Annotated in this window: 18 protein-coding genes; 16 read left to right on the forward strand and 2 right to left on the reverse strand. The window is 57.3% G+C overall.

The genetic code is table 11. The features are described 5' to 3' along the window. Window positions 1–8: 8 nt before the first annotated feature. Window positions 9–1,025: a LacI family DNA-binding transcriptional regulator gene (locus FPY71_RS13070; RefSeq protein WP_149300749.1), complete on the reverse strand. Its 1,017-nt coding sequence runs from the start codon at window positions 1,023–1,025 to the stop codon at window positions 9–11. Window positions 1,026–1,281: 256 nt separating this feature from the next. Here FPY71_RS13070 and FPY71_RS13075 point away from each other — a divergent pair, with 256 nt between their 5' ends. After that, on the forward strand, window positions 1,282–2,721 hold the full coding sequence (locus tag FPY71_RS13075; protein WP_188052339.1) for an aldehyde dehydrogenase family protein: 1,440 nt from the start codon (window positions 1,282–1,284) through the stop codon (window positions 2,719–2,721). Window positions 2,722–2,826: 105 nt separating this feature from the next. On the opposite strand, the gene FPY71_RS13080 is transcribed toward FPY71_RS13075, so the two are convergent. Continuing rightward, window positions 2,827–3,837 carry a LysR family transcriptional regulator gene (locus FPY71_RS13080; RefSeq protein ID WP_149300750.1) on the reverse strand — a complete coding sequence of 337 codons (1,011 nt, stop codon included), beginning with the start codon at window positions 3,835–3,837 and terminating at the stop codon, window positions 2,827–2,829. A 243-nt stretch (window positions 3,838–4,080) separates the two neighbouring features. Between FPY71_RS13080 and araD1 the strand changes: the two genes are divergently transcribed. The 15 genes from araD1 (at window position 4,081) to FPY71_RS13155 (ending at window position 21,055) form a co-directional block, all read left to right on the forward strand. Further along, window positions 4,081–5,064 (forward strand): AraD1 family protein, encoded by a 984-nt coding sequence (gene araD1, locus FPY71_RS13085; RefSeq protein ID WP_149300751.1) that lies wholly within the window; start codon window positions 4,081–4,083, stop codon window positions 5,062–5,064. A 104-nt stretch (window positions 5,065–5,168) separates the two neighbouring features. Beyond that, entirely contained in the window at window positions 5,169–6,122 is a 954-nt protein-coding gene (ytfQ, locus tag FPY71_RS13090) for a galactofuranose ABC transporter, galactofuranose-binding protein YtfQ (RefSeq protein ID WP_149300752.1), read from the forward strand. A 72-nt stretch (window positions 6,123–6,194) separates the two neighbouring features. After that, window positions 6,195–7,721: a sugar ABC transporter ATP-binding protein gene (locus tag FPY71_RS13095; protein ID WP_149300753.1), complete on the forward strand. Its 1,527-nt coding sequence runs from the start codon at window positions 6,195–6,197 to the stop codon at window positions 7,719–7,721. Then, entirely contained in the window at window positions 7,718–8,755 is a 1,038-nt protein-coding gene (locus FPY71_RS13100; RefSeq protein WP_149300754.1) for an ABC transporter permease, read from the forward strand. The genes FPY71_RS13095 and FPY71_RS13100 overlap by 4 nt, the downstream gene beginning before the upstream one ends. Then, complete coding sequence (gene yjfF / locus FPY71_RS13105; protein WP_149300755.1) at window positions 8,752–9,726, forward strand: galactofuranose ABC transporter, permease protein YjfF; 975 nt, start codon at window positions 8,752–8,754, stop codon at window positions 9,724–9,726. The genes FPY71_RS13100 and yjfF overlap by 4 nt, the downstream gene beginning before the upstream one ends. Then, entirely contained in the window at window positions 9,723–10,574 is an 852-nt protein-coding gene (locus tag FPY71_RS13110; RefSeq protein WP_149300756.1) for an SMP-30/gluconolactonase/LRE family protein, read from the forward strand. Before yjfF ends, FPY71_RS13110 begins: the two co-directional genes overlap by 4 nt. After that, on the forward strand, window positions 10,571–11,557 hold the full coding sequence (locus FPY71_RS13115; RefSeq protein WP_149300757.1) for an aldose epimerase family protein: 987 nt from the start codon (window positions 10,571–10,573) through the stop codon (window positions 11,555–11,557). The genes FPY71_RS13110 and FPY71_RS13115 overlap by 4 nt, the downstream gene beginning before the upstream one ends. 119 nt (window positions 11,558–11,676) lie before the next feature. Further along, on the forward strand, window positions 11,677–12,798 hold the full coding sequence (locus tag FPY71_RS13120) for an ABC transporter ATP-binding protein (RefSeq protein ID WP_149300758.1): 1,122 nt from the start codon (window positions 11,677–11,679) through the stop codon (window positions 12,796–12,798). A 2-nt stretch (window positions 12,799–12,800) separates the two neighbouring features. After that, window positions 12,801–13,652 carry an ABC transporter permease gene (locus FPY71_RS13125; protein WP_149300759.1) on the forward strand — a complete coding sequence of 284 codons (852 nt, stop codon included), beginning with the start codon at window positions 12,801–12,803 and terminating at the stop codon, window positions 13,650–13,652. Continuing rightward, a complete protein-coding gene (locus FPY71_RS13130) occupies window positions 13,642–14,481 on the forward strand; it encodes an ABC transporter permease (protein WP_149300760.1) in 840 nt (279 codons plus the stop codon). The genes FPY71_RS13125 and FPY71_RS13130 overlap by 11 nt, the downstream gene beginning before the upstream one ends. A 54-nt stretch (window positions 14,482–14,535) precedes the next feature. Beyond that, entirely contained in the window at window positions 14,536–15,585 is a 1,050-nt protein-coding gene (locus FPY71_RS13135; protein WP_149300761.1) for an ABC transporter substrate-binding protein, read from the forward strand. Between the two features lie 114 nt (window positions 15,586–15,699). Next, the gene (locus FPY71_RS13140; protein WP_149300762.1) at window positions 15,700–16,395 is read left to right on the forward strand and encodes a GntR family transcriptional regulator; all 696 of its coding nucleotides are present in this window, start codon (window positions 15,700–15,702) and stop codon (window positions 16,393–16,395) included. 99 nt (window positions 16,396–16,494) lie between these two features. After that, window positions 16,495–17,838, forward strand: a complete 1,344-nt coding sequence (locus FPY71_RS13145; RefSeq protein WP_149300763.1) for an aspartate aminotransferase family protein — start codon at window positions 16,495–16,497, stop codon at window positions 17,836–17,838. Next, on the forward strand, window positions 17,835–19,562 hold the full coding sequence (locus FPY71_RS13150) for an acetolactate synthase catalytic subunit (protein ID WP_149300764.1): 1,728 nt from the start codon (window positions 17,835–17,837) through the stop codon (window positions 19,560–19,562). Before FPY71_RS13145 ends, FPY71_RS13150 begins: the two co-directional genes overlap by 4 nt. Window positions 19,563–19,621: 59 nt before the next feature. Then, entirely contained in the window at window positions 19,622–21,055 is a 1,434-nt protein-coding gene (locus tag FPY71_RS13155) for an NAD-dependent succinate-semialdehyde dehydrogenase (RefSeq protein WP_149301099.1), read from the forward strand. The last annotated feature ends 152 nt before the right edge of the window (window positions 21,056–21,207 follow it).

Raw genomic sequence — 21,207 nt, forward strand, 5'->3', positions numbered from 1 at the left:
TGCAAATGTCAATCCTGAGTAGGTGGAGCCACGGATCCGCGGATAATCAGTTGGCCGGGAGGCAGGAGAACCGGGCTTCTGCCGCCCGAACCGTCCTGCCGAATCAGTCCCAGCAACCGGCGCACAGCAACCCGGCCCATTTCGTCCGATGGCAGTGCCACGGTTGTGACCTGAGGATAGACAACACGGGCAAGAAGGTCGTCATGCATGGTGACGACAGAGATTTCGCCCGGAACGGACGTGCCGATTTCATGCAGGCGTGCGATTGCCGTAACCGCAGTCAGAAGGGTTGCTGCGTGGATAGCGGTGACGCCCCGGGCGACAAGCCTGTCCACGGCGTCGGGAACCAGTTCGGGGCTGTAGCCTGCCTCGGCCACAAGATCATCCCCGTGATCCAGTCCGGCTTCGGCCATGGTTTCCCGCCAGCCAGACCTGCGCATTTCACCGTTGAAACGACCCAGTCGCCCCGCCAGATGGCCAATTCGCCGGTGCCCGTTTTCAATCAGATGTGCAACACCAATGCGCGCTGCCAGCCGGGTGTCGATTGCAACGCAGTTCTGCTCGCCCGGCAGATGCCGGTTCAGAATCACATGTGGCCGGTCGGTGGATGACATGGTGTTGCGCAGCCTTCCATCCTCGTCAAAACTGGCAACAACAACACCCTCGATCAGGCTGGAACGGGAAATTTCGGTCATCAGTTCAGGCCCGTCGCTCTGCTCATAGCAAACTAGGAGCGAATAGCCTGCGGCGCGTGCTTCCGCCTCGGCTCCGATGATTGCCGAGGCGAAAATCGGGTTTTCGATCTGCGGCACCATCATCAGTATCGTTGACGAACGTGCGGTTTTGAGAGCACGGGCAATCGGGTTGCTTTGATAGTTCAGCCGTTCCGCAGCTTCAAGAATGCGTGCTCTGGTGTCTTCGCCGACACGGCCCTTGCTTTGCAGCGTGCGCGAAACGGTAGAGACATCAACCCCTGCCGCGGCGGCAACATCGCGCAGGGTGGCCGGGTGTTTTCGCTCCGTCATGGTTTTCTCCGCCAGAATCCGGAATGTGACCTCAGGACATGTTGCTGCTGCAAGTCAAGTAATCAGCGCCCTGGATAGGTTTTGCATTCTGTCTCAACCTCAATCATTCAAGCGCTCGGCAGCGACGCAACACAGGCTGTGTGGTGGCTTTTTGCCCACCACTGATTATAACACGTGCCGACGTCGACAAAGTTGGTCGACATCGTGGTTCGCGGGCCGGGCCGGCTTGCGGCAGAACTCTGATCGGGGGGAATTCATGACCATTCACCGCAATTTCATCGATGGCGCCTGGGTTGAAGGTTCGGGAGTATCAAAGAACATCAACCCATCGGACGTGTCCGATGTTATCGGCGAGTATACGCGAGCGGATGCCGCGCAGACGCACGATGCCATTGCTGCCGCGCGCGCGGCTTTGCCAGGCTGGCGCGTTGCCACGCCGCAGCAACGTGCAGATGCGCTTGATTTTGTTGGCACAGAGCTGCTGGCACGCCGCGATGAACTGGGTCGCCTTTTGTCCCGGGAAGAGGGCAAGATCCTTGCAGAAGGCACCGGCGAGGTGGTTCGTGCCGGTCAACTTTTCAAATTTTATGCACAGGAAGCGCTGCGCGTCGCGGGCGATATTCTGCCTTCGCTGCGGACTGGTGTTACTGTTGATGTTCGTTACGAGCCTGTCGGTGTTGTTGGGTTGATCACCCCGTGGAACTTTCCAATCGCCATTCCGGCGTGGAAGGCGGCACCGGCGCTCGCTTACGGCAACACCGTGGTTCTCAAGCCAGCGGAACTAACGCCTGCTTTGGCCTGGGTGATGACGGAAATCATCTCTCGTTCCGGTATTCCGGCGGGTGTTTTCAATCTGGTAATGGGCCCGGGGCGTGAGGTCGGCAACGCGCTGGCGCAGTCTGAAGGTGTTGATGCCGTGTCGTTCACCGGCTCGGTTGCAACCGGTCAGACTGTGCGTGAAATGGTGGCGGGCCGCGGCGGCAGGGTTCAGGAAGAGATGGGCGGCAAAAGCCCGCTTGTCGTTCTGGATGATGCCGATCTGGAAAATGCGGTTGGTTGCGCAATTGGCGGCTCGGTGATTTCCACTGGGCAGCGCTGCACGTCCAACACGCGCATTATCGCAACTCCGGGCATTTATGACCGGTTGCTTGAGGCGATGGTGGACCGTTGTCGTGGGTTGCGCGTGGGCCATGCCCTGGATGCTCAGAGCCACCTGGGCCCGGTGGTCGACGAACGTCAGTTTGAAGTCAACGAGTCCTACCTTGAAATTGCCCGCAATGAAGGTGCCGACGTGCTTTGCGGCGGCGAGCGGGTCTCACGCGAGACGGATGGTTTCTTCATGTCGCCAGCCGTTATCGGCAATGCCAACAACACTATGCGGCATGTTCGCGAGGAAATTTTCGGACCTGTTGTCTCCGTGCTGAAAGCCGGGGATTATGAGGAAGCGCTGGCCATAGCCAATGACAGCGATCTGGCACTGTCCTCCGGCATCTGCACGCGCTCGCTTAAATATGCCGAAGATTTCAAGGCCCGTTCAGATTCCGGCATGGTCATGGTCAACCTGCCAACAGCAGGCGTGGACTACCACGTTCCGTTTGGTGGGCGCAAAAAGTCCAGCTATGGCACCCGCGAACAGGGGCGGGCTGCGCGCGAATTCTTCACCAGCAGCAAGACCTCATACACGCTGCCGCTCTGAAGTTCTGATTTGCAGGGCGCGACCGTCAGGCCGCGCCCTGCCTCTTTGCTTTGATGCAATTCAGTAAATCGCATCAGGTTCGTTGGATGGCGCGCCGCGCGACATTCAGTCGCCCGTTCCGGCGGTCGGATGGGAATAAAGCCGCGCTGCTTCTGCCTGCTGAATTTTCTGTTCCAGTATTGCAAGCACAGTCTCGGCAGCGGGTGAAAGCATTCTCTGCGCCGGAACCACAACCGAATAGGGTGAAACCGCAATCGGGTTCGTGATTGTCAGCATTCTGATATTGCTGCCAAGCGCGTTGCGGCGGGAGTAAAACTCGCCCACCGATGTTGAGACTGGCGCAACCGCATTTGTGTCGCTGATAATTGCCAGTGTCAGCAGCATCGACGCCGTTCCGAGAATGCGCACGGGCAGTTCATAGCCGTTTTCCAGAAGATAGGTTTCAACCGCCCGGCGCATCAAACCGCCGGGTGGCTGCATAACCCAGTCAAATGGCAGGCATTGCGCCACGTCGATCCTGCCGCGCTTGTTCAGGGGATGCCCGGTCCGGGCAATGAAACTTACCGGCTCGGGGCCGATAAGCCGCATGCGGACGGCCCGGGCATCAACCCCCGGCGGCAGCCGCCCGATGTAGAAATCCATCTTTCGCGCGAGGAGGGACTCAATCAGCTTGTCGCTGGTTTCAACATCAATCGAAATTTCAATCTGCGGAAAAGTCACGCGCAATTCGCGCAGAGCCGGAAGCACAAGCTCCAGCGCGGGGCCTGTCACCGCGCCAATATGCACATGACCCCGCATGCCCCGCGAAATGCCGGTGATTTCGCTGTGCGCATCGTCAAGCTGGCGCAAAACAATGGAGGCCTTTTCCGCTAGCAATTGCCCGGCCACCGTCAACAACACCCCTTTGGAATGGCGGCTGTAAAGCCCGGTTCCTGCAATCTGCTCCAGCTCTGCCATCAGCCGGGAAGCCGCGGGCTGGGTAACCGCCACTCGCGACGCCGCACCCGAAATCTGCCCTGTATCCTGCAGCGCCACCAGCAATCGCAGGTGTGCCAGCCGCAAACCGCGGCGGATAAACTCGTTTGGAAAACCGGACGCTTTGCCCTCTTCCATCATATCGCTTTCGATATATTGCCCGGCACAGAACTTATTTGAAACATATGGTAGTTCAAGCAATTCTCGCAAAGGTTGTGGTCCGGCCTGAACAGAAGCGAAAAAAGACCTCAACCAAAGATGTTGCCGCGCAGGGAGGCGTGGCGACCGTGAATGCGGATGTTGCAGGCTTAGCCTCTATCTTGTCGCAGCGGTTGTCGGATCTGCCCGAAGCGGGGTGTAAGAGCCCTCTCAAGGATCGTGTCAATGCTGCTTTCCCAATGCCTGTTTGATGATGGCACGGTGCAGGTTGTCGTACGTGACGGTCCCGAGGCCTATGCTTTAAAGCAACGTATGTCGCTTCACGCCTTTGTACTTGATTGCATCGACAAGGGCATTTCTTTGCGCCAGGCCGTTGGCGTTATCGGTCTCGGCGATGCCGTAGACCTCGCCACGGCCGCAGCAGAGGGGCGCGTACTATCACCCATCAGCCATGAAGATCCGGCCCATCTTCATCTGACCGGTACCGGGTTGACGCATTTGGGCTCAGCCGCAACGCGTGATGCCATGCACAGCGCTGCCACGGATGAGGCCACTACGGATTCCATGCGAATGTTCAATATGGGCCGGGAAAACGGCAAGCCGGCCCATCTGCCCGGCGCGCAGCCGGAATGGTTCTACAAGGGAAATGGCAGTGCCGTGGCCGCGCCCGGAAAACCGCTGGAAATGCCGGCCTTTGCCGAAGATGGAGGTGAGGAGCCGGAAATCGCCGGCATCTATGTCATTGGGCGGGATGGCACGCCCTTCCGAGTAGGCTTCGCACTGGCGAACGAGTTTTCCGACCACGTTGTGGAGCGCGGCAACTATTTATGGCTCGCCCACTCCAAGCTTCGAATGGCATCCTTCGGCCCAGAAATCCTGGTTGGAGAATTGCCGGTCAGCATAGAGGGCACGAGCCGCATCCGCCGCGGTGAAGACGTGGTCTGGGAAAAGCCATTCCTGTCTGGCGAGGCGAACATGTCTCACAGTCTTGCCAATCTGGAGCACCACCACTTCAAATACGCGCTGTTTCGCCAGCCGGGCGATGTTCATGTCCACATGTTCGGCACCGCCACACTCAGCTTTGCCGATGGTGTCCGCACGAAGGAGGGAGACGTATTTGAAATTGAGGCGCCAGGCTTTGGCCTGCCGCTTCGCAACCCTCTTTCACGCGCTGTGGACCAGGGCGTTGCCACTGTGAGGGCACTGTGATCATCCGCAGAAGGGCGGATCGACTGTGCTTGCAGACTACCCGGACCAAAGGTCCGGTCTGAACCATAAAAACATTGTTCGCGGTCAACCCCAGGGAGGATATTATGACCTTAAGGACACTTCTCGCCAGCGTGGCCATTGTCACTCTCACCGCTGGCGGTGCTTTTGCCCAGACAGTCGGTTTTTCACAAATCGGATCCGAGTCCGGGTGGCGGGCGGCGGAAACCACAGTGACCCGGCAGCAGGCAGAAGAACGCGGATATGATCTGCGCTTCTCCGACGCGCAGCAGCGCCAGGAAAACCAGATTGCCGCGCTTCGCTCATTCATCGCACAGGATGTTGATGCGATCCTGATCGCCCCTGTTGTGGCCACCGGTTGGGATGCAGTTCTGCGTGAGGCGCAAGAGGCTGAAATTCCGGTCGTGCTGCTTGACCGGCAGGTCGACAGCTCGGACGACCTTTACCTGACAGCCGTGGGTTCCGATCTTGTCCACGAAGGCGCTGTTGCCGGCGAGTGGCTGGTAACCGCGGTTGATGGCAAGGAATGCCGTGTTGTCGAGCTTCAGGGCACCACAGGATCCAGCCCGGCTATTGACCGCAAGACAGGGTTTGAACAGGCAATCGCCTCGCACAGCAATGTCAGCATAGTGCGCAGTCAGACGGGCGATTTCACCCGTTCGGGTGGCAAGACCGTCATGGAAAGCTTCCTGCAGGCTGAAGGCGGTGGCGCCAATATCTGCGCCGTCTACGCCCATAATGACGACATGGCACTCGGGGCAATTCAGGCCATTCGCGAAGCGGGCTTGAAACCGGGTACAGATATTCTGGTCGTTTCAATCGACGGTGTGCCGGACATTTTCCTGGCGCTTGCGGCCGGTGAAGCCAACGCGACAGTTGAGTTGACACCGAACATGGCAGGGCCAGCCTTTGATGCCCTTAAAGCGTTCTGGGACAATGGCACAGTGCCGCCGAAATTTATCCAGACCGAGTCGCGTCTCTACACTCAGAAAGACAATCCGCAGGCTGAGTACGAAGGGCGCAAGGGCCTCGGCTACTAAGCCTCAAACTACGCGACACGGGCGGGTTGCACCGCCCGTGCTGCCATTTTTTCTTCAGCCAGGGATAGATGCGTGCTGTTGACCGTTAGAAACCTTACGAAATCCTTCGTTGGCGCCAAGGCGCTGGATGCAGTTGATTTCGATCTGGCAGCCGGAGAGGTGCACGCCCTGCTGGGTGAAAACGGAGCGGGAAAATCCACACTCATCAAATGCCTGACCGGTGCCTATCGCCGGGACGCTGGCGAGATCGTCATGGACGGGCGGGCGATTGATCCGCGCTCGACCTCGGAGGCGCAAAGCCTGGGCATCGGCACTGTGTATCAGGAGGTCAACCTGCTGCCCAACCTGACAGTGGCACAAAACCTGACATTCGGTCGGGAGCCGACACGCTTTGGACTGGTCGATACCCGCGCCCGCACCCGGGAGGCGCGCGCAATGCTGGAAGGCTACGGGCTCGACATTGATGTCAACCGTGATCTGGGCAGCTATTCCGTGGCAATCCAGCAAATCGTTGCAATTGCCCGGGCTGTAACGCTTTCCGGCAAAGTGCTTGTGCTCGATGAGCCCACCGCAAGCCTGGATGCGCGTGAAGTCGAGATGCTGTTCAAAGTTGTGCGGGATTTGCGCACACGCGGTCTCGGCATCGTCTTTGTGTCGCATTTTCTCGATCAGGTCTTTGCTTTGACCGACAGGGTTACGGTTCTGCGCAATGGCCGGAAAATCACGACCGAAAAAACGGGTGATCTAGACCGCGTCAGGCTGATTGAGCATATGCTGGGCCATGCGCTGGAGCATGAGGTCGGGGCCCGGATGGCAACGCACGACAAGGCGCGGCAGCAACATGCCATTGCCTACAGCTTTCAAGGCATTGGCCGGGCAGGGACCATCGAACCCTTTGACCTTGATATTCATGAAGGTGAGGTGGTGGGCCTTGCAGGTCTGCTGGGCTCCGGGCGCACCGAAAGCGCCGAGGTCCTTTATGGAATTCGTCCGGCACAGACCGGCACCGCGCGCAATGCAAAAGGCGCGCTCGATATTCGCAACCCGCGTGCGGCCATTGCGGCCGGTCTGGGATTTGCGCCGGAAGACCGCAAGACCGATGGAATTGTTGCGGACCTGACCATTCGGGAGAACATCATTCTGGCGCTTCAGGCCCGGCAGGGGTGGATGCGGCCGGTTCCCCGCGCTGAACAGAGCCGGCTGGCTGATGATTACATCCGGCGGCTGGACATTCGCACCACCGGGCCGGAAAAAAAGGTTGGCGAACTGTCAGGCGGCAACCAGCAAAAGGTGATCCTCGCGCGCTGGCTGGCCATGAACCCGAAATTCCTCATTCTTGATGAGCCGACACGCGGCATTGACGTTGGCGCCCATGCCGAAATCCTTCGCCTGATCCGCCATTTGAACGAACAGGGAATGTCTATCCTGGTCATCTCGTCCGAGCTGGAAGAGCTTGTTGCTGCGTCCGACCGCATCATCGTTGTGCGAGATCGGCGCCATGTTGCAGAACTGACCGGCGCGGAAATGACAACTGACACAATCGTGCGTTCCATTGCTGCGCCCGAGGCGTCGTCTCCTCAGTCAGAGGCGAGCCGATGATCATTCAGACCCTTCGTCGTCTTGCCCCTCAGCTGATCACGTTGGTTGCGCTGATCTTTCTGATAACGCTTGTTTTTCCTTCCTTTCTGAATGTCGCCACGGTGGATGGCCGACTGGTTGGCCCTCTGGTGGATATGGCAAAACGCAGCGCGCCTGTGGCCATTCTGGCCGTTGGCATGACACTGGTAATTGCCACCAAGGGAATTGATCTTTCCGTTGGCACAATCATGGCAATTTGCGGTGCTACGGCTGCGTGGGCCATCAGTTCCGGCTATGGCATTTTCCCGGCACTTCTTCTGGCGTTTCTGGTTGGCGCGCTCTGCGGGCTCTGGAACGGCGTGCTCGTCTCGCTGGTCGGCATCCAGCCTTTTGTCGCCACGCTTATTCTCATGACCTCGGGACGTGGCATCGCCCAGCTCATCACGGAGGGGCGTATTCTGACGTTTACCAGCCCGGAATTTGGCTGGATCGGCTCGGGAACATTACTCGGCCTGCCCGTGCCGGTCTGGCTGATATTGGCCACCACGGTGCTTGCGGTGCAATTGCTGCGCCGCACTGCGCTCGGCATGCTGATAGAGGCAGTGGGCGTCAACCGCCGGGCCAGTGCACTCTCCGGCGTCAATGTCACGGTGCTTCTCATTGCGGTCTATGTGGTTTCCGGCCTTTGCGCCGCGCTGGCCGGAATTATCGTTACCGCAGATATACGCGGCGCCGATGCCAACAATGCGGGCCTCTGGCTGGAGCTTGACGCGATCCTTGCCGTGGTGATTGGCGGCAACTCACTGCTGGGCGGGCGGTTCTCCATCGCGGCCTCCGTCATCGGAGCGTTGATCATCCAGACCATCAATGCCGGAATTCTGCTGGGCGGTTTTCCGCCCGAATACAACCTTGTAATCAAGGCTGCGCTGGTTGTGATCATTCTGGTTCTGCAATCGCCGCGCCTCGCGGGAGAGTTCACCTATTGGCGCAGCGCCATTTCGCCTGCTGGTGGAAAGACGCAACCGGCAACTGCGCCGCGGGAGCCAAAGTCATGACCAATCCACGTCTTCTTCCGCTGCTGGCAACCATCGCAATTTTTATTCTGGCGTTGGTGATTTGCTATATTCAGTTTCCCAACATGATCTCGACCCGGGTCATGGGCAATCTTCTGACCGACAATGCCTATCTGGGCATCGTAGCAGTTGGGATGACCGTGGTGATCCTTTCAGGCGGCATTGATCTTTCAGTCGGCTCGGTCATTGCCTTTTCCGGCGTTTTGATTGCCGTGCTCCTGCGGGACACCAGCCTGCACCCACTTTTTGTTTTCGCCATTCTGCTTTGCATCACAACGATTTTTGGCGCGGCAATGGGTGGGCTCATCCACGCACTTGTCATGCCTGCCTTTATCGTCACACTCGCCGGCATGTTTCTGGCACGCGGTGCCGCTTACATGTTGTCGATTGACTCGGTGCCAATCCAGCATGAGTTCTACCAGGTGCTGCAAGCCTATTATCTGTTGCCAGGGCGCGGGCGGCTGACACTGATTGGGGGGCTGATGCTGATTGTCTTTGCCATTGGCATGCTGATTGTGCACAAAACCCGTTTCGGCACGGCGGTGTATGCTTTGGGTGGTGGCGAGGCTACAGCCAGGCTCATGGGTGCACAGCCGGGCCGCATCACTGTCGGCATATATGCATTTTCAGGGTTCATGGCAGGGCTGTCCGGCATCGTCTTTTCAATATACACCGGCTCGGGCTATTCGCTTGCCACCGTTGGCACTGAACTGACCGCTATTGCCGCGGTTGTCATTGGCGGAACCCTGCTTACGGGTGGCGCAGGCTATGTTTTCGGCACATTGATCGGTGTTTTGACCATGGGTCTCATCCAGACCTACATTGTTTTCGATGGTACGCTGTCCAGCTGGTGGACACGGATTGTCATCGGCATTCTGCTGCTGTCTTTCATCCTCATGCAAAAAGGGTTGGTGCGGCTGGCACGCAAGGGGCAGGAGGCGTTGCCAGCATGAGCGTTGCAGACATTTACGACAATCGCACCTGCGAATTGGGCGAGGGCGCCTTCTGGCATCCTGAGCGTGGCCAGTTGTTCTGGTGCGATATTCTGGGCAAACGGCTTTTGAGCCGGGATGCTGGCGGCCAGCTTGAATGGCAGTTTGCCGAGCGCCCTTCAGCATTGGGCTGGATCGACCGCGATACGCTGCTCATTGCAACAGAGACTGGACTTCGCCGTTTTGACATCGCCAGTGGCGAGCACGAACTGCTTGCCCCATTGGAAGCAGAAAACCGCGAAACCCGATCGAATGATGGGCGCGCCGACCCATATGGCGGTTTCTGGATTGGCACCATGAGCCTTTCCGCTGAAGAGGGTCGCGGAGCGATCTGGCGTTATTATGGCGGAGCTATCGAGCGGCTTTACTCCGACATCACCATTCCCAATGCGATCTGCTTTTCACCGGATGCAGCACTTGCCTACTTTGCCGATACGCGAACTGGTCGCATCATGGGCCAGACGCTTGATTCCAGTGGCTGGCCCAACGGTGCACCCTATGTTTTTCTTGATCTCAAACCGGAAGGGTTGAACCCCGACGGCGCGGTTGTTGATGCTCAGGGCGGGTTATGGAATGCGCAATGGGGTGCAGGCCGCGTGGCGCGTTACCTGCCGGATGGCAGACTTGACCGGGTGATACAGGTAGGCGGGCTGCATACCTCTTGCCCCGCGTTTGGTGGCGCAGATTTGACGCGGCTGTTTGTCACCACGGCTTGTGAGGGGATCAAAAATCCCGATGCAGCGCAGGGTCTGACCTACACAATCGAAACCGGCATTACCGGACAGGCCGAACACAAGGTAATTGCATGACTGGCCGGCAGGTTTTCGGACATTTTCCAGATGGCCGTCCTGTGGAGAGCCTTACCCTTCAAGGCGGCGGGCTGACGGCAAAACTTCTGACCATGGGCGCAATAGTGCAGGATCTGCGGCTGGAAGGGGTTGCTCATCCGCTCGTTCTGGGTACGCCGATGCTGGAACCCTATTTCAGCAGCATGCAGTTTTTTGGCGCAATCGTCGGCCGTTTTGCCAACCGCATCGGCGGTGCTCGCTTCACACTTGACGGGCGAGACTACCGAACCAATGCCAACCAGCAGAACCGGCACATTCTACATGGCGGCGATGATGGAACCTGGCGGCAATTGTGGACACTGCACGACCAGGCACAAGACCGAGCCGAGCTGCGTCTGGCGCTGGATGACGGCCATATGGGGTTTCCCGGAAAGCTCAGCATTGCGGTGACCTGTGCACTCAGGGACAAGGGCACGCTGGAATTTGACATGCGTGCAACCACCGAGGCGCCGACACCATGCAACCTTGCGCATCACGGCTACTTCAACCTTGATGGAACGGCGGACATCTGCGACCACAGCCTTCAAGTCGCTGCGTCCCAATATTTACCCGTCGATGCAGAACTTATCCCGACCGGTGAAATTGCCCCTGTTGACAACAGCCGCTTTGATTTTCGTGAGGCTCGCCTGATAGGAGCTGGTGGCATTGACCACAATCTATGTCTGTCGACCGAAGAGCAGCCTTTACGCTGTGTAGCGACACTGCGGGGTCAAAGCGGCGTCAGAATGGACATTGAAACCAATGCCTGTGGCCTGCAGGTCTATGATGGCAGCCACATCAGCGGGCTCCCCGGTTTGGATGGTCGAATCTACCACGCCCATGCGGGCATTGCGCTGGAAACCCAGGGCTGGCCGGATGCGCCGAATCAGCCGGGTTTCCCATCTGCGATCCTGCGTCCCGGCCAGACCTACCGCCACCGCGTCCGCTACTGCTTTTCCGCCTGAGTCAGAGCCAATTTTGCCCATCAGCCAGTAGAAACCACATCCACACTTGACAAATCGCGCCGCATATAATGATGTATCAAACATCAAAATATTGATTTGGCTGATTGAAGGAAATGTGGATGGAGCGAACGGCAAGGGACGCGATTGGCAGTCAGGTGTCCATTGAAAACATATCCAAGGCCTACGGAACGGTCCTTGCCGTTGACAATGTTTCGTTTGTCGTGGGCAAGGGTGAGTTTGTTTCGCTGCTTGGGCCATCCGGCTCGGGCAAGAGCACACTTCTCATGATGATTGCCGGCTTTGAAATGCCTGGGTCCGGCTCAATCCGCGTTGGCGAGCGCGACATAACCAATGTCGCGCCAAACAAGCGCGGCATCGGCATGGTGTTTCAGCGCTATGCTCTGTTTCCACACATGACCGTGGCCCAGAATATTGCCTTTCCGTTGAAAATGCGGGGAGCGACCCGCGCTGAGATTGATCGCCGTGTTGAAGCTGCTTTGGCGCTTGTGCGGCTGGAGGCCTATGGTCATCGGATGCCAAGCCAGCTTTCAGGCGGCCAGCAACAGCGGATCGCCGTTGCGCGGGCGCTGGTGTTTGAACCGCCTGTGCTTCTGATGGATGAGCCGCTTGGAGCGCTTGACAAGAAGCTGCGCGAAGAAATGCAGATCGAGATTAAAAGCCTGCAACAGCGCCTTGGCGTCACGGTTATCTACGTTACACATGATCAGGAAGAAGCGCTGACAATGTCGGATCGTGTTGCTGTCATGAGCAATGGCCGGCTTGTGCAGATCGGATCTCCACTGGATCTTTATGAGCAGCCTGAAACGCCCTTTGTCGCAGACTTCATTGGCAAGATGAATTTTCTGCGCGGCGAATTCATCGGAGGCGACGAACAGTGTGCAGTGATCGGTCTGCCGGGTGATGTGAAGATTGAGGCACAGGGCCTTCATGGCACCGCTGCTCAGTTTGCCACTGGCAAGCCGGTTGATATTGCAATGCGGCCAGAGCGTCTGACACTGCACCGTCGCGGCCTTGGTGGCGACTCTGCAATTCCCGGAACAGTTGAGACCGCAATTTTCGCAGGCTCGTTTCATACGGTTTTTGTAAGGGTCGAGGGAGCCGCCGACCCGGTGCATGTTCAATTGCCTGCATCCGGGCTTGGTGTCGGCTACGGTGCGGGAGACAGCGTAGACGTCGTCGTGGATCGCGGGGCGGTCAAAGTTTTCGCGGCAGAGGTCTGATCATGCCATCCTCTGCACGCACATACTCCGCACCGCTTTCGCTGTTGCTCGTTGCGCCCCTGCTGGTCCTTTTGACCTTTGGCTTTGTTTATCCTGTCGGCAGCCTGATCTGGGGCAGTTTTCTTGGTGGAGCAGGCCCGTTTGCAAATTACGAGCGCATTGTCTCCGAACCCCTGTTTCTGAAAATACTTCTCAGAACGTTCCAGGTCGCGCTTGCCGTCAGCATCCTCACATTTCTGCTGGGCTATCCGGTGGCTTATGCCATGGCACGGCTGAAGGGTCGTCTGGCCTCTATCGTTCTGGCTTGTGTGCTCTTGTCGCTCTGGACGTCGGTGCTGGTGCGCTCATACGCGTGGATCGTCCTTTTGCAACGAAATGGCATTCTCAACACGTTCATGCTTGAGGTTGGCATCGTCGAATCTCCATTGCGGCTGCTTTACACCGAAGGCGCGGTGATCATGGCGATGTCGCACATTCTGCTGCCATTCATGATACTGCCGATTTACAGCGCACTCCGCGGAATTCCCGAAGAGTATATGCGCGCTGCCCGAAATCTGGGGGCCGGCACCACCACGGTTTTCATCCGCATCATATTGCCGCTCAGCCTGCCGGGAGTTTTTGCAGGCAGTCTCATGACCTTCATTCTGGCGCTTGGATTCTACGTAACCCCTGCTCTCGTTGGCGGACCGCGGACGCTGATGATGGCGACGCTGATCGGTCAGCAGGCAACGGAAATGCTCAACTGGCCCTTTGCCGGTGCACTTGCTGCTGTTCTCCTCGGTTCAACACTTCTCGTCGCTTTTGTGTTTCGCAAGGTTCTGACCTTGAACAAGGGGTTTGACCATGGCAACTGAAACAGCAATTGAAACCCAGCGGTCAGCGGCTTTCAGCTCACCGATAAAGCTCTCTGCCGGTATTCTCTGTTTCGGTGTGGTTGTCGGGTTGGTCCTTTTCTTCATAGTGCTGCCAACACTTCTGGTCATTCCAATGTCATTTGGCACGGCGAGCTACATCGAGTTTCCGCCCCGCGGTTTCACCTTCCGCTGGTATATTGCATATTTTCAAGACCCTGACTGGATGGCGGCAACGTTTTTCAGCCTCCGCATTGCCATTGCAACCACCCTTGCCGCAACCATCATCGGCACTTTGGCAGCCATTGCACTGGTGCGCGGCAAATTGCCAGGCAAAAGCCTGATCCAGGCCTTCACGCTCAGCCCGATAGTGCTGCCGCACATCGTTATTGCAGTTGCTCTGTATCTGGTGTTTTCGCCCATGCGGCTGACCGGAAATTTCTTCGGTTTTCTCATCGCGCACACCATGCTTGCTGTTCCCTATGTCGTCATAACCGTAACGGCCGTTCTGCAGCGGTTTGATCCGTTGCTGGAGCTTGCGGCGTTGAACTGTGGGGCCAGTCGACCACGCGCATTTTTCACTGTGGTCTTGCCAAATATTGCTCCGGGCGTTGCAGCTGGCGCAGTGTTTGCGTTCCTGGCCTCGTTTGACGAGGCAACAGTGTCATTCTTCATCTCGGGCGTAGATGGCAAAACCATCACTCGCAAAATGTTTGAAGACATCGACTTCAACCTCACCCCGGTTATTGCCGCAGTTTCGACAGTGATGGTTGTTGTCTCGCTTATCTTGATGGGAGGCATTCAGCTCTTGCAGTCCCGCCGCAAGACTTAAGGCGATTTCCATCCGCAACCCAGAAATTCAAGCCTTACAAATGGAGGTAAAGTAATGAAATATCTGGCATATATGGCCGCCGGTGTCGCTGTCACGGCAATGATGCCCGCAATGGCGCAGGCTCAGGAACGGGTGGTTTTCGCTTCCACTGGTGGCGTGTTTGAACAGGCGCTTCGTGAGGCCTGGTTTACACCTTTCACCGCGGAAACCGGCATTGAAGTTGTATCTGTCACAGCAACAGACGCGGAAATGCGAGCTCGCGCCCAGGCGATGGTACAGGCAGGCGATGTTACCTGGGACATTATCAACAATGTCGACATTCTGGCAGAGTCTGCGCAAAACCGCGCCTTTACCATTGATCTGGCCGAGTTTTGTCAGCAGTTCGAGGATCGGGCAGATCTGGTTGACAAGGCATGCAACCCGGCCGGGGTCCGCCTTTCGCTGAACGGAACCTTGCTGGTCTACAACACGCAGGACTTTCCAGATGGCGGGCCGACCACCTGGCAGGAATTCTGGGATGTTGCCAACTTTCCAGGACCGCGTGCACTGCCAAATCTGAGCGATCCGTGGCGGGTTTTTGCCGGAGCGCTTTTGGCTGATGGTGTGCCAGCTGACCAGTTGTTTCCATTGGACATTGATCGTGCATTGGCAAAACTGGACGAAATCCGACCGGAGGTGGAACTCTGGTGGCGCACCGGCGATCAGAGCCAACAGGGTTTCCGTTCAGGCGAATATGTGACCGGCATGATCTGGGGTACGCGTGCCAATGCTCTGAAGGATGAAGACCAGCCAATCGCAATGTCATTCGACGGCGCATTCATGTTGGCAGACACTTTGCAGATTCTTCAAAATGCACCGCACCAGGAAAATGCACTTAAGCTGGTGCAGTATTACCTCAACAATCCGGCGGTTCAGGCGAATTTTGCCAAACAATTCGGCATTACGCCGCCCAGTTCGGATGCCGTGGCTCTGCTGGATGATGAGGCACGGTCCAAAATTCCTTCGCCGGATGAATTCAAAAAGACTGTTCAGCATGATTCCGAATGGATCAGCGCCAATCAGGAAAAGCTGGCGGACGCATGGAACGACTGGATCACACAGTAACATGATGAGTGTGTCGAGGGTTCGTTCGGACCTTCGACACCATAGCCGTCAGACTGGCGCTTTTCGTTTTTGCTGGATAAAATGATGTATCACATCACATCACAGCGGAATCGAATGTCGCAAAATCCTCTTTCCAACATTGTCGAACCGATTGCCAAAACCATCAGCCTTGGCGAGGTCACCTACGACCGGCTGAAGGATATTATTATCCGCGGAGCGTTCCCGCCCAACAAAAAGCTGACAGTTCGTTCTGTTGCTGATGCCCTTGGAGTCAGCACAACTCCGGCCCGGGATGCTATCAACCGGTTGCTGAGTGAAGGCGCGCTTGTCAATGCCGGTCCAAAAACAGTTGTCATTCCTGTTTTGACCAAAGAGGTTCTGGAGGAAGTCACAGCCACGCGTCTGGCTCTGGAAGGGCTGGCAGCAGAACGTGCCGTGGCAAATATTTCCGACAAGGATATTGCTTCGCTGGCGCGTCTGCAGGAAGTGATCAACCGAAGTCTTGATAAGAATGATTATCCCGAAGTTCTCGCCGCGAACCGCGAGTTTCACTTTCTGCTTTACCGGCGCTCCAACTGGGCGCGGCTTGTCTCATTGATTGAATCACTCTGGTTGCAGGTTGGCCCATCACTCAATGTGCTTTACCCGGAATTTGCGGTAAACCGGCGCGGTGTTTCCAATCACATGGATATTCTGGACGGGTTGCGAGAACGTGATGCGCAGAAAGTTCGGCGCGCCGTTGAACAGGATTTGCGGGACGGGTATGCGCGCCTCGAACGCTTTCTGGAGGAATACGACGCGGAGCAATAAGCTCCGCTTTTTTGCAATAATTTTTGTTGCGTCAAATATCAAAAAATAATAATCTGCCCTTACTTTGACGAGTCCATTTCATGAGGGGGCAGGAGAGACATGCAACCAGGGCACAACGCAACAGGCCCGAAGTCGGCTGAGTTCTTTGCCAGAGCAGGCAAGGTGTTTGGCGACGGAACGACGCGCGTCACCATCGAGAAAGATCCGATCCCACGCTATATTGCCAATGGCGAAGGTGCCTATGTCACAGACGTGGACGGGCGTCGGTTTCTTGACCTGAATGGCAATTTCACGACCCTGATTCATGGGCATGGCTTCAAGCCGGTCGCTGATGCGGTAGCACATCAGATTAACTCGGGATCATGCTTCGCCAATCCAACAGAGCATGAACTTGCACTTGCGGAACTGATCTGCGGGCGCGTTCCTGCCATTGATTGGCTTCGCTTTGTCAACACTGGCACCGAGGCTGTGCTTTTTGCCGTCAAGGCAGCAAGAGCTTATACCGGGCGTCCTGCAATAGCCAAAATCGAGGGTGCCTATCATGGTGCCTGCGATTGGGTGGAGGTGAGCCAGTCCAGCACAGCGGATAATTGGGGCGATCCGACAGAGCCGGCGTCGGTTCCCTATTATCGCGGCACTCCCGCTTCAGTTCTGGATGAGGTCGTTACGTTGCGCTTCAATGATGTGGAGGGCTGCAGGCGGCTGCTGGCGAAAAACGCTCACCGCCTGGCGGCAATCATCATTGATCCCACACCCAGCAGGGCCGGACTTGTGGTTCCAGACCCTGAATTTGTTGAGGCTATCAACACAACAGCCAGGGAATTCGGCATTCTGATCATCGCCGATGAGGTGCTCAACTTTCGTCAGGGATATGAGGGCGCTTCCGCGCGGCACGGTTTCACGCCAGACCTCATTACACTTGGTAAAATCATCGGCGGTGGGTTGCCAATCGGGGCAATCGGCGGCTCCCGCGAGGTCATGAGCGTGTTTGGCCGCGGTGAAAAGCGCCCGCCGCTGCCGCAGGGAGGCACCTTTTCCGCCAATCCACTGTCAATGGTGGCAGGGCTTGCGGCAATGAAAGCGCTGGACCACGCCGCATTCGAACATCTTGAAAATCTTGGCACGCGACTGCGGCACCGGTTCGCGTCAGACATCGCCCGGCATGATGCGCCATTCACCGTCACAGGTGTTGGCTCTCTGTTCAGAATTCATCCCAAACGCCTGGCCCCGCGTGATTTCCGCGAGGCTGCGATGACGGCTGTGGAGGCGACGGTGATCAATCAGCTGACCCGCATCTATGCCTCAGAAGGCATCATCATACCCAATGGTGCGGCCGCCTGCCTCTCCACTCCGATGACCGACGCTGACATTGACCATGTAGGCGATGTGTTTGCGGATTTTCTGTCATCTCACCAGCAAATATACGAAAGCCTTGCAGTATGAGCACCACCAAACCGACCGTTGCCCAAGCTATAGCGCAGGCACTTGCCCGCCACGGCGTCGAGGTCATTTTCGGCCAGAGCCTGCCATCGGCTGTCATTCTTGCTGCGGAAGCGATCGGCATACGTCAGATCGCCTATCGGCAGGAGAATATGGGCGGCACCATGGCGGATGGCTTTGCGCGCATTTCGGGAAAGGTCGGCGTTGTTGCTGCGCAAAACGGCCCAGCGGCAACCCTGCTCGTGCCGCCATTGGCGGAAGCTCTCAAGGCAAGTGTGCCAATCGTGGCTCTTGTGCAGGAAGTCGAGCGCCATCAGGTTGATAAAAATGCGTTTCAGGAACTGGATCACATTGCGCTGTTTGCATCCTGCGCCAAATGGACCCGGCGAATTGGCACGGCTGACAGGGTGGAAGATTACGTCGATGCCGCTTTCATAGCCGCCACAAGCGGCAGGCCCGGCCCAGCGGTTCTACTCCTGCCCGCAGATTTGCTGCGGGAGGAGGTTGTTGCGTCAGATCATGTGCGCCGCGCCAATCTGGGTGTATGGCCACTGGACAGGAGCCGGCCAGCCGACGCTCTCGTCCAGGATGCAGCCTCCATGATCGCGGCGGCGAAATTCCCTGTCGTCATGGCGGGTGGGGGTGTGCTCTCCGCCGATGCCTCCGCAGTTCTTGCGCGACTTCAGGATCTGGCGTCGCTGCCAGTGTTCACAACCAATATGGGAAAGGGCGCAGTCGATGAAATGCACCCCCTGTCCTGCGGTGTTCTGGGCGCCCTTGTCGGTCCGACGGCGCTTGGACGCTTTACAAAAGATATTCTCGGCGATGCCGATCTGATCTTGCAGGTTGGCACCCGCAACAATCAGAACGGAACCGATAGTTGGCGGCTGGTTAAGCCGGGAACAAGTATCATCCAGATTGATGTGGACCCGCAGGAGATTGGCCGTAACTATGAAGCTGTGCGCCTTGTGGGCGACGCTGCTGCAACTCTTGAAGCGCTGACGCAGGCGCTTGCGTCCTGCGATCTTGACGCCAGAGCCGAATCCCGCCCATCCATCGAGGCACGCATTGCCAAGGCGTGGAATGACTTTGAAACAGTTCGGGCGCCGCTTGCAACGGCGGATACAAGCCCGCTTCGCCCCGAACGGGTGATGGCTGAACTGCAAAAACTGCTGACGGCGCAAACCATCGTCGCTGCCGATGCCAGCTACTCTTCAATGTGGGTGGCGGGCCAGTTGCGAGGTGCGCATGCAGGTATGCGGTTTATAACACCGCGTGGGCTGGCTGGTCTTGGCTGGGGGTTGCCGCTTGCAATGGGCGCAAAAATTGCCCGCCCCGACGCACCGGTTGTGGCATTGGTGGGCGATGGTGGCTTTGCGCATTCCTGGGCGGAACTGGAAACCATGGTGCGCATGGACGTACCGCTTACAATCATTCTGCTGAACAACGGAATTCTTGGCTTTCAGAAGGATGCCGAGACCGTGAAATTTGATGCCTATACCAGCGCATGCCACTTCAAGCCCGTTGACCATGCGGCGATTGCCCGCGCCTGCGGTTGTGAGGGCGTGCGGGTCGAAAGCGCGGAAGATCTGCCGTTCCGTCTGCGTGAGGCCCTTGCATCATCACGTCCAACGCTTGTTGAGGTGATGACAGATCCCGGAGCCCATCCACCGATCTCGCTTTTTGCAGGGAAGCTGGACCCGATGGTGGAGCTTCCAGGCCAATGACTGATGGATTGGATATCGCCGGGCTGAAATCCACGGGGGATGCAGCTTCCCGCCTCGAGATGGCAGGCCGTGTCTGGCCTGCCCAGTGCCTGATAGGAGGGGAATGGGTTGGCAATGCAGACAGTCCGGTTTTCAACCCTTCCACCGGAGCGGAAATTGCGCGCGTTCCCAATTTCGGCCAGAAGGAAACAGAACAGGCCGTAGCTGCAGCCAGAAATGCGTTTCCCGGGTGGTCGAGGCTGCTGGCAAAAGAAAGGGCGGCAATTCTCAGGCGCTGGCATGATCTTGTAATCCAGCATGTTGACCAACTTGGCGTCTTGCTGACGACCGAGCAGGGTAAGCCGCTTGCGGAGGCAAAGGCCGAAATTCTGTATGCTGCATCCTACATCGAGTTCTACGCAGAGGAGTGCAAGCGCGTTCATGGCGAAACACTGCCAACGCACATCAGCGACGGCAGAATAATTGTCCTGCGACAACCGGTTGGCGTTGTCGCTGCCATAACTCCATGGAATTTCCCGGCTGCCATGGTCACCCGCAAAATCGCCCCGGCCTTGGCCGTCGGTTGCACGGTGGTTCTCAAACCTGCTCCGGAAACTCCCCTGACGGCCTTTGCCTTGGCCGAACTGGCGGAGCTGGCCGGCGTGCCCGCCGGCGTGCTGAACCTAGTGACGGGGGATGCGGTTGCGATTGGGCAAGTCCTGTGCGCCAGTCATGATGTTCGCACCCTCACGTTCACCGGCTCGACCGCCATCGGCAAGCTGCTCATGGCGCAGTGCGCTCCAACCGTTAAGCGGCTTGGCCTCGAGCTTGGTGGCAATGCACCTTTCATTGTGTTTGACGATGCTGATCTGGACGCGGCTGTTGATGGGGCGATCCTGTCCAAATTCCGCAATGCCGGCCAGACCTGCGTGTGTGCAAACCGCATTTTTGTCCAAACTAGCATTTATGATGAGTTCGTCAGAAAGTTTGCCGAAAAAGCATCCGGTCTTATGGTTGGCGACGGGTTTTCGACCGCGGTCGCAATTGGCCCGCTTATCAATGACGCGGCGGCTTCCAAAGTAGAGGCGCATATTGCAGATGCGATCAGAAAAGGCGGAACTGTCATAACAGGTGGCAGGCGGCACGCAATCGGGGGTAACTTTTTTTGCCCCACGGTCGTGGCCAATGCCACAGTACAAATGCTTGTTGCACAGGAAGAGACGTTTGGTCCGCTGGCTCCAATCTTCAGATTCGAGGATGAGAACGAAGTGACTGCGCTGGCCAACGCAACGCATTCCGGACTGGCAGCTTACTTCTACGCGCGCGATCTGGGTCGTGTCTGGCGCGTGGCAGAGGCGCTCGAATACGGCATGGTGGCTATCAACAGCGGCCGCCTTTCAACCGAGCTTGCGCCATTTGGCGGGGTCAAGGAATCAGGTCTGGGGCGCGAGGGTTCACGGCATGGACTCGATGAATATCTCGACACAAAATATCTGCTCATGGCTGGTTTGTAATGGGAGCAGAGCAAAAAATCCTCTTTGGATGCGGGGTTGGAATACAGATCAATTAATACTCCGGAATCAGTTGCTTGGACGTAATTGTGGCATTTTGAAGACTGTTCTCTGACAGCCGCATCGCGCGGTGAATATAGACGCTCTGCACGCTC

The organism is Aureimonas fodinaquatilis, from assembly GCF_008369445.1.
GTDB classification, from domain to species: domain Bacteria; phylum Pseudomonadota; class Alphaproteobacteria; order Rhizobiales; family Rhizobiaceae; genus Aureimonas; species Aureimonas fodinaquatilis.

Coding starts and splice junctions, on each gene's coding strand:
- FPY71_RS13100 (WP_149300754.1), top strand. CDS start 7,718: ATGATCATTCAGACCCTTCGTCGTCTTGCCCCTCAGCTGATCACGTTG.
- yjfF (WP_149300755.1), top strand. CDS start 8,752: ATGACCAATCCACGTCTTCTTCCGCTGCTGGCAACCATCGCAATTTTT.
- FPY71_RS13155 (WP_149301099.1), top strand. CDS start 19,622: ATGGCAGGCCGTGTCTGGCCTGCCCAGTGCCTGATAGGAGGGGAATGG.
- FPY71_RS13075 (WP_188052339.1), top strand. CDS start 1,282: ATGACCATTCACCGCAATTTCATCGATGGCGCCTGGGTTGAAGGTTCG.
- FPY71_RS13115 (WP_149300757.1), top strand. CDS start 10,571: ATGACTGGCCGGCAGGTTTTCGGACATTTTCCAGATGGCCGTCCTGTG.
- FPY71_RS13080 (WP_149300750.1), bottom strand. CDS start 3,837: ATGATGGAAGAGGGCAAAGCGTCCGGTTTTCCAAACGAGTTTATCCGC.
- FPY71_RS13125 (WP_149300759.1), top strand. CDS start 12,801: ATGCCATCCTCTGCACGCACATACTCCGCACCGCTTTCGCTGTTGCTC.
- FPY71_RS13070 (WP_149300749.1), bottom strand. CDS start 1,025: ATGACGGAGCGAAAACACCCGGCCACCCTGCGCGATGTTGCCGCCGCG.
- FPY71_RS13145 (WP_149300763.1), top strand. CDS start 16,495: ATGCAACCAGGGCACAACGCAACAGGCCCGAAGTCGGCTGAGTTCTTT.
- araD1 (WP_149300751.1), top strand. CDS start 4,081: ATGCTGCTTTCCCAATGCCTGTTTGATGATGGCACGGTGCAGGTTGTC.
- ytfQ (WP_149300752.1), top strand. CDS start 5,169: ATGACCTTAAGGACACTTCTCGCCAGCGTGGCCATTGTCACTCTCACC.
- FPY71_RS13110 (WP_149300756.1), top strand. CDS start 9,723: ATGAGCGTTGCAGACATTTACGACAATCGCACCTGCGAATTGGGCGAG.
- FPY71_RS13135 (WP_149300761.1), top strand. CDS start 14,536: ATGAAATATCTGGCATATATGGCCGCCGGTGTCGCTGTCACGGCAATG.
- FPY71_RS13130 (WP_149300760.1), top strand. CDS start 13,642: ATGGCAACTGAAACAGCAATTGAAACCCAGCGGTCAGCGGCTTTCAGC.
- FPY71_RS13150 (WP_149300764.1), top strand. CDS start 17,835: ATGAGCACCACCAAACCGACCGTTGCCCAAGCTATAGCGCAGGCACTT.
- FPY71_RS13120 (WP_149300758.1), top strand. CDS start 11,677: ATGGAGCGAACGGCAAGGGACGCGATTGGCAGTCAGGTGTCCATTGAA.
- FPY71_RS13140 (WP_149300762.1), top strand. CDS start 15,700: ATGTCGCAAAATCCTCTTTCCAACATTGTCGAACCGATTGCCAAAACC.